Origin of the sequence: Cohaesibacter haloalkalitolerans (genome assembly GCF_003574655.1) — a bacterium.
In the GTDB taxonomy this organism is placed as follows: domain Bacteria; phylum Pseudomonadota; class Alphaproteobacteria; order Rhizobiales; family Cohaesibacteraceae; genus Cohaesibacter; species Cohaesibacter haloalkalitolerans.
Genome location: NZ_QNUM01000001.1, coordinates 545,185 through 558,237, shown reverse-complemented (window position 1 = coordinate 558,237; position 13,053 = coordinate 545,185). Strand labels below are relative to the sequence as shown.

The following is a 13,053-nucleotide window of genomic DNA, read 5'->3' as shown; positions in this document are numbered from 1 at the left end:
AGGTTTCTTTCAATGACGCGTTTGTTGCAAGCTGGCGACCCCTCGCCTTCCGTTATTCTCAATCCTGAAGGCACCAGCCCGATCCTGCTTGCCTGCGAGCATGCCGGTCAGGGCATCCCGTCCGCCCTCGGCAATCTGGGCATCAGCCGCGACCAGCTCGACATGCACATCGGCTGGGACATCGGGGCTGCCGCCCTGACGCGCCTCCTCTCTGAACACCTGAATGCCACCGCGATCTTCCAGCACTACAGCCGCCTGGTCATCGACTGCAACCGGCCACCGGAAGCCCCCGATTCCATCCCGGAAACCAGCGATGGCATTAGCATCCCCGCCAACATCAATCCGGACAACCGCGAGGCCCGCGTTCGCGAGATCTTCGAGCCCTATCAGGCAGAAGTCTCACGCCTGCTCGACAGTGACCGCTACAGGATCGCCCTGTCCATTCACAGCTTCACGCCTGTTATGCGCGGCTTTGCCCGACCATGGGACATCGGCTTCCTCTTCCGCAAGGACACCGCCACCTCGCAAGCGCTTGCCGCCTTTCTGGCGAAGGCCTATCCTTGGATGACCATCGGCATGAACGAGCCCTATCAGGTCAGTGGCCAGTCCGACTGGTTCGTGCCGCGCCATGGCGAAGCAAGACATTTGCCGCATTCTCTCATAGAGGTGCGGAATGATCATATTACCGACAAGGACGGTCAGGAAAAATGGGCCGACATCCTTGCAGCATCCTTTGACCATCTTGTTGATGAGGTTTCAGCATGACACTGACCCGCGATGTACCCCTTGATCCGTCTGTTTCTGCCCTGCTGTTTGTCGACGTGCAGAATTTCAGCTGCAACCGCAAGGGCGGCGAGTTTTCCCATTTGTCCGAACAGGAACTGGAAGCGCAATGCGGCTGGTTCTTTGAAAAGCTGGAAGCTGAAACGGTTCCCAACATGCAGGCGCTACAGGCCAAATGCCGGGAAAAGGGCATTGAGGTGATGTATACCACCATCGAAAGCCTGACCCTCGATGGCCGTGACCGGTCGCTTGACTACAAGATCACCGGCTTCAACGTGCCCAAAGGCTCATGGGACGGCAAGGTCATCGACGAAATCGCGCCCGTTGGCGACGAGATCGTGCTGCCCAAGAGCTCCTCATCGGTGTTCATCTCCACCCACATCGACTATATCCTGCGCAATCTGGGCGTCAAACAGCTGGTAATCTGCGGCATGCTGACGGACCAGTGTGTTGAGAGCGCCGTGCGCGACGCCTGTGATCTGGGCTATCTGGTCACCGAAGTCACCGATGCCTGCCTGACGATCACGCCGGAGCGTCAGGAGAATTCGCTGAAAGCCATCAAGGGCTATTGCCGACAGGTCACGACCGCCCAGTTGCTCGCCGAACTCGGCTAAACCTGAACAGGCGCGGCAAATTGCAAGGGATTGCCCGACAGCGAGCCAAGGATGCAACCGGACGAAAAATTGAGAGGCGCACAGGACCCCGCGCGGAATGTTCCACGCTGCGCCGCGTGCCTCACATCTAGCTCATAAAGCAACCTGTCATCGGGCGGAGCGGACCTGCAAAGGCCCTCTCCCTTTCACCCCGATTTCCCGTCATGGAAGAGAGGGCGGGATCGAGGCCGGAACAAGTGGCAAAATGGCGCGCCCGTTCCAGCCAACCCCGCCGGTTGGTCCTAATGGGCCATCAGGACAGGGAGTATCGGGTCCTTCATGATGGCTTCCGTGACACCGCCAAAGATCCGCTCTCTGAGACGCGAATGGCCATAGGCCCCCATGACGATCATTTGCGCCTTCACGGCGGCAGCATGCTGCTTGATCAGCTCTCCCTGATCCCGCCCTTCGCTGTGGATCACATCCACGCTGACAGAAACATCGTGGCGGACGAGATAGGCAGCCAGATCGGCCCCGGGCTCCTCGCCGCTTTCATCGGCGCTGGCAACCGGATCGACCATCAGGACAGTCACGCTGGCGGCATTTTTCATGAGGCCGATTGCGCTATAGATCGCCCGCGCAGCCTCTTCGCCCGTATTCCAGGCAATCATGATGCTGTCGGGCTTGAGGGTCGGATGGCCATCCTTCGGCACGATCAGGACAGGCCGTGTCGAACGGAATACCGCCCCTTCAATCACCGGCTGCAAGGCAACCCGGTTGATCATGATCGAATTGGACAGCACGACCAGATCGCAGAAGAAGGCCCGCAAGGCGACCTCGTCGTCAATGTTTGCTTCAAGCAGATACTTGCTCTCCACGTTGAAAGACACACCTTCAGCACTCAGAATGTCCTTGGCGCTGGCAACCCGCCTGGCAAGAGCCTCAACTTCACTGTCCCTCTCCTTTGCCCATACGAGAAACGTCGTATCGGCATATTCACCGATCGGTGGGTAGGAAGAGACGCCAATGACGATGAGGGATAGATGGGCGCCGGTTTCTTCACACAAGCCCGCAACCATCTTGATCTCGGAATCCGGAGTGTTGGCCGTGCAAAGACTCAATATCGTTCTGATAGCCATAATAACCTCCCTGAAGGAACTCATCACACCCCCATTCTACCAACAATCCGCCCGCGCCGGTATGAGACTAAATTAGTGCATATAAAGCAGTGGGTTGGCTCGGTTTATGGGTCACAAAGCGCGAATATTCCCGACATTGCAATCTGAAGACCCCGAAGACCTGTTGCCTCAGACCTCATGTGAGAGGCACACAGTCTCCCTCGAAGAGCGAGCAGACCCATCAACAGAAACATTGCAGACAGACACGAGACGATTTCAGCAGTCTATCTCGCAAGAAAATCCGCACATATCGACCACTGGAAGAACAGATTCCAAACATCAATCGTCAAGATCCTGTCATTTTAATTCAAATTGGCAGTGCATAACAAGAAATCTCCAATGAAAACTGGAACCTCATAACTCGTGATCAACAAGGTAATGATTTTTTAAGAACTTCCTCATGAAGTCCCAAAAAGAAACCAGACAACCATTGGAGCAGGGGAAATTTTTATTAGCCTATATTCGAACATCACAGATTTTCAGAAAATCAGGCGACAGAAACACTGTCTGGACAAATTTTTTCCACACTCCTGATCAATTATATTTGAATGGCCCACATCAGTACCCGACACGCCGGAAATCCATCTATCATCAAAAACTTCAGAAAGATGAGGCTGACACACGCTGAACCTTGGGTAATACTGATTTCAAGTCCAAAGTAAGATCAAGAATTCTGTTCGCGAGACCCCAATATGGATTATTCCATTCTGATTGCCATTTCTGTCGGAATCTTCTTTGTGATCGGCGTGAGTGAACCGCTAGCCAACCGCTTGCGGCTGCCCTATTCGGTCATCCTTGCTGCGATGGGCATTGCAATCGGGATCGGTGCTGCGTTCCTGTGGCAGACGGATCTGACGGATGCGCTCAATCCCCTTGCGCTTGCCATTCTCAATCTGCCCGTCCGCTCAAGCGTCTTCCTGACGGTGCTGCTGCCGCTGCTGGTGTTTCAGGTGGCGCTCAACATCGATATCCGGCGGATGCTGGACGACTGGGTCCCGATCCTGATCCTTGCGATCATCGCGGTCGTTGTGGCGATGCTGGCGGTCGGCATTTCCCTCAATTTCTTCGTCACCAACATTTCCCTTGCGGCCTGCCTGCTGATCGGGGCCATCGTCTCGACCACCGACCCGTCGGCGGTTGTCTCGATTTTCAAGGGCACCTCCTCGCCGCAACGGCTGGCCCGGATCGTGGAAGGCGAAAGCCTGCTCAACGATGCCGCCGCCATCGCCTTCTTCTCGCTGTTTCTGGCCTTTGTCACGCTCAACGAAGAAAACCCAGACATCCGGCAGGCTCTCTTGGGCTTTCCATGGATCATCGCAGGCGGAGCCGTTGCGGGCGTAATCATCGGCCGGCTGGCTGTCGAGATCATCGCCAGAATGCCCACCTATCCGAAGGGACAGATCTCGGTTTCCCTGGCGGTGCCTTCCCTGACATATCTGTTCGCCGAGCAATTGTCCGCCTCGGGCGTCATCGGCGTTGTTGCAGCTGGCCTGACGATCAACCTGCACATGACATCGCGCTTTACCCCCTCGTTCAATGCGCAATTACGGGATATCTGGGAGCTGCTGTCCCACTGGGCCGGATCACTGATCTTTATTCTGGCGGCCATTTTCATTCCGCGGCTGCTGTCCAACTTCATTCCCTTTGATATCGTGCTGATTGGCGTTGTCGTCATCGCCGCCCTTGTCGCCCGCGCGATCATCCTGTTCGGGCTATTGCCATTGCTGGCGCTGGCGCGCCTCTCGCCGAGGATCGAGCCGCGCTATTGCTTTGCCATCCTCTGGGGCGGATTGCGCGGCGCGGTTACCCTGGCGCTGGCGCTGGCCGTAACCGAAAACCGCTATATTCCCAACGAGGTCAAGCATCAGGTCGGCATTCTGGCCACGGGCTTCACCCTGTTCACCCTGATCGTGCAGGGTACGACCCTGCGCTGGGCGATCTCGAAACTGGGGCTGGACAAGCTCAACTCCCTTGATATTGCCCTTAGCAATCAGGTCATCGCGGTGGCGCTGCAGACGGTGCGCGAGCGGGTCGCCGACACAACGCGCAGCCTGGAACTGACGCGTGAGATCGTCCGCGACGAGGCCAAGAAATTTGGTGAACGGCTGGATCTGGCGGTGGACTCGGCGGACAGCCTTGATCAGATCAGCGACCGCGACAGAATCACCCTCGGGCTGGTTGCCCTCGCGGCTCACGAACGCGACACCATCCTCGAAGCCTACCGGGAACAGGTGATTTCATCCGATCTGGCCGAGCGCCTGCTGCTGGAAGCGGATTATATCATCGAGGGGACCCACAGCGGCGGACGCACCGGCTACCGTGAGTCCGCCCGCCGAGCCTATCGCGTCGGCCCGAAATTCCGCACCGCAATGCTGCTACACAACTATCTCGGCATCCGGCGACCTCTGGCCCGGTTGATCGAAACCCGCTTTGAAGTCCTCGTGTCCCTGGAGCTGGTTCTGCCACGGCTTGATGAATTCATCGATGACCGCATCCGCCGCATCCATGGCCGCCGGGTTGCCGAGCTGTTGCACGAGTTGCTGAGCCGCCGGGTGGAGGAAACGCGGCAGGAACTGGAAATCCTGCGCCTGCAGTTCCCCGGCTATGCCGAAGGCCTTGAAAGGCGCCTCATCCGCCGGACGACACTACAGCTGGAAAAGCGCGAATATGATGCTTTTTCCGACGACGGTCTGATCGGGGTTGAGCTGCAAACCGAGCTCAACGCCCAGATCGAGGACCGTCGGCAGCGCCTCAATGAACGCCCAACGCTCGATCTGAAACAGCAGCGTGCCAGCATCATCGACCATTTCCCTGCCTTTGCCGAACTGGGCGAAAGGCAACGCAAGGCGCTGGCTCGTGGGCTGAGGCTGATCTACGCCGTACCGGGACAACGGCTGGTCCGGCGAGAGCTTTCCGGCAAGGACGTCTGGTTCATCGCCTCTGGTGCGGTCATTGTCAGTTTCGATGATCGCAAGGTCCGGCTGAGCAGTGGCGAGATGTTTGGTCAGGTGGCCGCCCTTGCGCAGCAAAAACAACCCGTCAGGGTGTCCGCCGTCGGCTATTGCACACTCTTCTCTCTCAGCACACGCAAACTGCTGCGGCTGATGAAATCCGAGGAGTCGATCAAACGCGCTGTTCTGCAATGCACCGAGAAAACCGGCATCAAGCTGAAGATGGAGGATCTTGAGCTGGATGAGCATGAACTTGCGAAAAAGGTTCAGGCCCTCATGGCAGACAGCGCAAACAAACCGGCCCAAGCACCCAACAGGGAAACCAGATCCCTGCCGCCGCCGGAGCCTGCCCCGAAGCCAGAGCCAGAAGCCTGATCTATATCCCTTGCCAAGGCTGGCATGGGCATTGAGGGGGCGTTGGGGGAGCATGTGTATTCAACGCTGAACTTTCTTCAAGCTGCCCTCAACGAGATTTCATGCACCCCACGCCCCCGACCGGGATGCGAGGACAGATAAAGGCTTGGCATCAACCATCGGGTAGAGTGAGCGGCTGAACAAGTTCCAGCCCAATCTCCAGCGGCCAGCCACATCAGCCATAAGACTAGAACTGTTACAACTTATGTTGACATCCGTATTTTTCCTAGTTTAAGTCTAAACTGCACAATTCTTTGCACTTGAAATTATTAAGTCTCGATACTGACTGCCTGAATTTTTCTAGACGACCAGATTACTTGACCAATTTGAGCGAGGTAAGAAAATCGTGCGCTATATTGGATTTTGCTTTCTCCTCGGCCTGTCCCTGTCTCCTGCTGCCCATGCGCAGGGACCGTACAGCACCGGCGCGATGCTTGATAACGCACTCTACCAGACCTTGCCCAAAACACCGCCTTTGGCACGCGGCGGATATGGCTCTCTCCCTCCCGCGGTTTCGCTGAAACGCTTTGCACCAACACCCGGCAACCAAGGCAACCAAGGCAGTTGCGTCGGCTGGGCAACAGCCTATGCCGCACGCACGCTGGCGGAAGCCCACCGTCTCGGCGTCGAGAACCGGTCTGAAATCAACCGATCGGTTTTTTCCCCGGCGTTCATCTACAACCAGATCAAGGTTGGCTCCTGCAGTGATGGCTCTCTGCCGTCGCGAGCACTGGACCTGATGTCGTCTGTTGGCGTGCTGCCGCTCTCCGATTTTCCCTATACCGATCAGTCATGCAGCGCCACCCCGCAGGCTCGCCAGACAAGCATGGCCAGCCAATACAGGATCAAGGGCTATCAGCGCCTGTTCAACGCCGACTCCACAGCCAAGCACATTGCTGTGCGCCGCGCCCTGGCCAACGGCCACTCCGTTGTCATCGGCATGATGGTTTCCAAAGCCTTCATGCGCTCCTCCGGGCGCTACAAGCCGGGGCCGTCCGATGCATCCATGCTGGCGCAAGGCGATCTCGGCGGCCATGCCATGGCCGTAATCGGCTATGATGACACCAAATATGGCGGCGCGTTCGAATTGATCAACAGCTGGGGTCAGGACTGGGGCAACGATGGCTTCATGTGGGTGACCTACGGCGACTTCAATACCTTTGTGCAGCAGGGCTACGAGATGATCCCGCCCGATCCGCCCAAGCCACCGGCAGTGGTCGACATGGGCGGCAAGGTCGGCTTCATCCACATTTCGGGCAAGCCGATGAGCGGGCGCGCCCTGTCTGGCGGCAAGGGTTATCGCCTTGCCGACCCCTATCCGTCCGGCACCCGCTTCCGGGTCGAGATCTCGGCAGATGACGGCGGCTTCGTCTATGCGCTCGGCGGCGATCTGTCGGGACGGTTTGTTGAACTATTCCCGCGCCGCAGCACCGTCAGCCCGCATATCGACGGCGGTGGCGCCATGCTGATGCCCGGACCGTCGGAAGACTTCTTCACGCGAATGAATGACGACACCGGAACCGATTTCTATGTCGTGTTGTTCTCCCGCGAGGCGCTGCCCATTGCAGACATCGTCGCCGATGTCAACAAGGCCTCGGGTGACGTTCATGCCAAGCTCGCCCGCGCCCTCGGCAATCGGATGGTCGATCCCGATCAGGTCAAGGCCGTGGGCAACGGGATTGCCTTCGAGGCTGCAAGCGACGGACGCATGGTCGTGCCGGTGGTGGTGGCCATTGATCATGTCGCGCCGTCTGGCAACGACCGTGACAGGACGGCACCAAAGCTGGTCGTCTCCGAACCAGCAGGCGATGAGCTGGAGCAAATTGTCGACCCCAACGCCATCCGCCGCGTTGCAACCCCGGTCTTCCGCCTGCGCGGCATTGCACAGGATGAAAGCCTCATCCAGCGGGTCAGCATCAGTGGCGCGGCGACAAGCAAATTCTCCTCGCGCGGACCATTCGAGGCCGAGATCGAGTTGCCACAGGACGGCAAACCGCATCCGGTGACGATCGTTGCAGTTGACGCCGACGGCAACAGCTCCGAAAGCACGATCCAGATACAGGTCGCGCCATAATTTGGTGCGGCTTTCTTTTTGCCTCTTTCAACAACACGACGTCAGCTCAACAGGAAAGTCCCCGGATGATACGTCTTCTGACCCTCGCCCTTTTCCTCTTCTCCGTCGCAGTGCCTGCCATGGCCCAGAGTGGCGATCCCTATGCCGGCATCAACCGGAGAGACCTCATCGAACGCAGCATCAAGACGTCAAGCCTGCTTGAACGCGCTGCCATCCGCGTCTATGTGGCAGAGCATTATCCCGAAACCGGCGAGGGCTATTTCGCTCGCGCCTGGGCCGCGGACCGGAACGGGGCAGGAGATGACGAGATCATCGGACTTTACCGCAAGGCAACGTCCCTTGTGCCGGATCTGTCAACGGCGTGGATCAACCTTGGCTATCAGCTCTCAAACGCCAAACGATATGAAGAGGCCGTGGCCGCCTATGAGAAATGCCTCGACATCGACCCGGTCGATCCTTACGCCATCCGCAACATCTATTTCACCGTCAAGGACAATCTGAAGGACAAGGCGCGAGCAGACAAGTTCCTTGCAACATCGGAAAGCCGGGGCCTGTCCCGCCGCTATATCTACGACTATGTCCGCGGCATCGAAGCCCAGGTTGCGGGCAATAGCAGAGAGGCCGAAGCCTTCTTCGAGAAGTCGCTCAAGGCCGGTGATCGTCCGGAATTCGGTGTTTTGCAACGGCTGAGCAATCTGCGTCTTGATCGCCTCGACCGCTCCGGCGCTTCGAACGACGAGAAATTCAAGGCCATCCGGGACGTTCTCGACTTTGGCAAGCAATACAAGAATGCAGCAGCTTTCAATTATGCCGCCGAGCAGATGAAAGAGCGTTTCAGGGCTTACAAGCAGGCTCTGTCCATCTATGAAACGTCCTATGCAACGGATCCGACACCGGAAGCGGCAATCGCCGGCTTTGCTGCAATGGGCAACTATGATTTCAACAGCAGCTACGGCTTGCTGGAACAGGCAGCCCGCGACTTCCCCCAGATCTGGGAAATCCGCAACCAGCTTGCCTGGGCCAACTACAATTTCGCCTTCAATACGGATCTGGCAGAGAAATACAGCCGCGACAGTCTGAAGCTGGCCAAGCTGGCTCCCGATATCGCCACTTCCCTGCGTGACTACGGCACCTTCTACGAGAAGATAGGCCGTTTTGATGCCGCCCGTGATGTCTATCTCTCCAAGCTTGATACGCTCCCCGATGCCCAGCGCCGGGACGTGACCAGCTATCTCGTTCTCAACCGCATCTATGCCCAGGATTATGACGCCGCCGCGTCCTATCTGGCTGCAATGGAAAAGATGCCCAACGTCAGCGGAAGCTGGATCTCCCAGCGCCGCGAACGCATCAACGCCGCCGCTGCCCTTGAAAACGAGCGCAAGGCCTTTCTGGCCGCCAACCCGTTCCTGCGCAACTGGGAAACGAACATCGGCTCCAGCCTGACGCTGGCCATCGAGTTCGAGACCAACTCCGATGTCATCCGGCCAGAGACCCTGCCCGAGCTTGACAAGGCGGCAGCCGTGCTCAATGCGCCCGGCGGGGAGAAATATGTCTTCCTGATCGAGGGCAACACCGACAGCCGCGGCAGCGATGAAATCAACATGCCGCTGTCGCAACGCCGCGCCGAGGCTGCCGCACGCTATCTGGAAGAACACCAAGGGATTCCCGCCAGCCGTCTGCGCACCGTCGGTCATGGCCCACGCCAACCGATTGCAACCAACGAGACCGAATCGGGCAGGCAACGCAACCGCCGCGTCGAAATCCGGCCTTACGGCAACGTCAGCGATCCACAGATCGCCGTGACCAGTGCTCTTGACGCTACCGCTCTGGCCGCCTCCCCGGACGGACGGCTCGGCGCTGTCGGTTACGAGCCGGTCCAGCTGTGGGATCTGCATCAACAGGTCAAGATCCGCGATCTCTATCGCGGCAGCTCCACCCGCGCCTTCTCGCCCAACGGGCGCTATCTGGCCACCACCTCGAACTACCGCGAGGTTTCAGGCGCAAGAACCTATGTCCTCTATGTCTATGATACCAAGACCGGGCTCGCGGTCGGCCAGATTCATGCGGAGAACGAGATTGCCCGCTTCGGCTGGAGCCCGTTCAGCGACGAACTGGCCTACACCGACAACAATGGCTTTGTCCGCATCTACAATGTCGCCGAGCGCAAGATCCGCGCAGTGACCCGGATGAGCACCCAGCGGATCGGCGGGTCGATCATCTGGCTGGCAGACGGAGACCGGATCGCGGTTGGCCAGTTCCAGCATCAGGGCGTTAAGATCTATTCCGCCAAGGATCTGGCCTTCGAGCGCAATGTCGAGGGCGTTAACTGGACGCACCGCATGGGGCAGACCCGCGACGGCCGCTATCTGGTGGCCATCGACAACAGCCGCGTTATGGCCATCTGGGATACCCGCGACTGGCGCGAGGTCAAGCGCATGCGCTCACCGGTAATCCCAAACCGCATCGTCAGCCATCCCTCCAAACCGTGGGTACTGATGAACGACACCTTCAACAGCAAGACCGGTCTGGTGCTGGTCGATCTTGAAAAAGGCGACATTATCAACTCGCGCGAGGCAGCGCAGGATCTGGGTATCACCTTCTCGCCCGACGGCAACAGCTTCTCGGCTGGTGCCAGCGAGCATATCGAATGGTACGACACCAGAAGCTTGAGCCCGATCTCCGAGATGACCGGCCTTTCACCACGCGGCAAAGGGTTGACCCTCAACACGCGTGATGGCTATGTCACTTCCCGCGACAGCAGCGGCAGTTACGTCTGGGATCTCGCCACCGGGCGCCGCCTCCAGCCTCTGCGCACCTCGACGGAGCGTGGCTGGCGCCGCCTCAGCAAGGACGGGGCAACGCAATACACCATCTCCAGAAACAATGATCTCGTCGTCTTCAACGCCGATAACTTCAAGGAAGAGACGAAGGCACATATTGACTTCGACGTGACCTATCTGACCCAGAGCGACCGGTATATCCTGTTGCTGGGCCGTCCCGAAGGATCGGGCGACAAGAGCACCAAGGCCATCCTTGAGCTTCGCGACCGCCAGTCCCTTCAGGTGATCTCCAGCACCCGGTTCGACATCGTCACCCAAAGCCTCAGCTATGATGCTGTCTATGGCAGCTTCTTCAGCGGAGTTGCCATCAGCGACGAGGAAGGGCTTGTCGGCGTCACCACCGCTTGGAAAGATGGCTACGGCCATGACTACACCTATTCGCGCGTCACGCGGCTGTTCGACATCAAATCGGGCGATGAGGTGAAGTCCATCACCAACGGCAAGCCATTGAATAATCTCAGGTTCAACGAAGACGACCCATCACGCATCGAAATGCTTGAGGTTGGCGGCGGCTGGCGTGGCTATGATGCCCGCTCCGGACGCTACATCGGCTGGGAACCGGCCACCTCGGTCTGGACCCTGAAGCTCGACAGCGGCCAGAAGATCGAATGGTCACGCGACATGATGCGCCTTGGCGATCGTTCGGCCTTCTTCGGCGGTACTCTGGCCTCGATTTCGGCCGATGAAAGCCGCAACCTCCTTTTGGCCCTGACCAGTTCGAATGAGCTGATCTACTTCGATCTGCGCAGCTTCGAGCGGCAGCTGACCCTGTTGGTGAAGAACGACAACGAGTGGATCGCCTACGCTCCGAGCGGAGAATTCACATCCTCGCTCAACGGCACCAAGGGCGTATTCTGGTCACTCGGCGACAACTACCTGCCATTTGAAGCCCTCAAGAGCCGGTTTGAACGTCCGCGCATCATCCAGGACCGCCTCAGCCGGTTGATCAAGGGGAACAGCGGCAATGACCAGCCCGTGCCGGTCGAGCCGGAAAAGCCTGATGTCGACCCCGACCTGTTCAACGTACCCTACAAGGTCTCACTCGATTCACCGGCCAAGGCCACTGTCGACGGCGACGAATATGTCCTGCGCCTGCGGGTCGAGAAATCCTCGGCCGATCTGCCGGATCCGGAGTTCGAATATTCGCTCAACGGGCGCGTTGTCATCCGCACTCGTGGCTTTGACGAGGAACCCGTCTATGATGGCGGCGAAATCGTCGGCATCGACCGCAAGTTCAAACTGCGGGAAGGCGAAAACCTGATCGAGGCAAGTCTCGTCTACAAGGACGCCCGCGTGCTGACCCAGCGAGCGGAGATCAACCGCAAGGTAAAGGCCCAGTCCAAGGTAAGAAAGACCACGCAGCTTTGGTATTTTGGCGTCGGCATCTCGAAATACGAGATCAGTTCTCAGGATCTGGAATTCGCCCACAAGGATGCGCTGGATCTGGAAAAGGCCTTCAAGGCTCAGGAAGGCGTGCTCTATGGCAAGGTCAACACCAAGGTCCTCGTCAATGATCAGGCCACGGAGCGGGATATTCGTGTCGAGATGAACGATTTCCTCAGGCAGGCTTCGGCTGAAGACGTCATCGTCCTGTTCATTGCCGGCCACGGGGTTCAGGACAACGAACAGCGCCTGTATCTCGTCACCTATGACGGCGACAAGACCCGCCCCTACACGGGCATGCAGGTCGACAAGTTCCGTGACTTCCTGTCCGGTCGCCCGATCAACCAGAAGGCCATCTTCCTGATGGACATCTGCCATTCCGGCACGGTCGGCCCGCGCAAGCGTGGCAGCGTCTCCAACGAGGAAGCGGTGCAGGCCCTGTCCGATGGCACCGGCACCATCGTGCTGGCGTCTTCAACCGGGGCTCAGTCGTCGCTGGAAGACGCCAGCTTCGGCGGTGGCCATGGTGCCTTCACTGCAGCTCTGCTGGAAGGCCTCGCTGGCAAGGCGGACACAGACGCTGGCGACCAGAATGGTTATACGTCGGTGCAGGAGCTGATCAGCTACACCTCGCGCCGCGTGCCTCAGATGACCAATGGTGAACAGCACCCGACGGTGCCCAACTCGAGCAACGTTCTGGACTTCCCGATCAGCGCGGTGAACTAACCACCCCTTCGGGAAACCCGGTGGCAGTAAAGGCAAGGACAAGCACAAGGGGGACAACCTCACGGGCCAGCCCCCATCTGCCCCTCCGGCTGAAAGCAAAGACGAAAACGC

General features: G+C 58.5%; 6 protein-coding genes. 5 read left to right on the top strand and 1 reads right to left on the bottom strand.

The window, feature by feature from the left end; genetic code table 11:
- Positions 1-12 precede the first annotated feature (12 nt).
- Both DSL70_RS02485 and DSL70_RS02480 read left to right on the top strand, forming a co-directional pair.
- A complete protein-coding gene (locus tag DSL70_RS02485; protein ID WP_119306282.1) occupies positions 13-765 on the top strand; it encodes an N-formylglutamate amidohydrolase in 753 nt (250 codons plus the stop codon).
- On the top strand, positions 762-1,397 hold the full coding sequence (locus tag DSL70_RS02480) for a cysteine hydrolase family protein (protein WP_119306281.1): 636 nt from the start codon (positions 762-764) through the stop codon (positions 1,395-1,397). The genes DSL70_RS02485 and DSL70_RS02480 overlap by 4 nt, the downstream gene beginning before the upstream one ends.
- A 281-nt stretch (positions 1,398-1,678) precedes the next feature.
- Here the strand turns inward: DSL70_RS02480 and DSL70_RS02475 are convergent, their stop codons facing one another.
- Positions 1,679-2,515, bottom strand: a complete 837-nt coding sequence (locus DSL70_RS02475; RefSeq protein WP_162916290.1) for a universal stress protein — start codon at positions 2,513-2,515, stop codon at positions 1,679-1,681.
- 731 nt (positions 2,516-3,246) lie between these two features.
- Here DSL70_RS02475 and DSL70_RS02470 point away from each other — a divergent pair.
- From DSL70_RS02470 to DSL70_RS02460, 3 genes are all read left to right on the top strand, one after another.
- The gene (locus DSL70_RS02470) at positions 3,247-5,880 is read left to right on the top strand and encodes a cation:proton antiporter (protein WP_119306279.1); all 2,634 of its coding nucleotides are present in this window, start codon (positions 3,247-3,249) and stop codon (positions 5,878-5,880) included.
- Between the two features lie 385 nt (positions 5,881-6,265).
- A complete protein-coding gene (locus tag DSL70_RS02465; RefSeq protein WP_205563128.1) occupies positions 6,266-7,993 on the top strand; it encodes a C1 family peptidase in 1,728 nt (575 codons plus the stop codon).
- 65 nt (positions 7,994-8,058) lie between these two features.
- A complete protein-coding gene (locus tag DSL70_RS02460; RefSeq protein WP_119306278.1) occupies positions 8,059-12,942 on the top strand; it encodes an OmpA family protein in 4,884 nt (1,627 codons plus the stop codon).
- Positions 12,943-13,053: the final 111 nt, after the last annotated feature.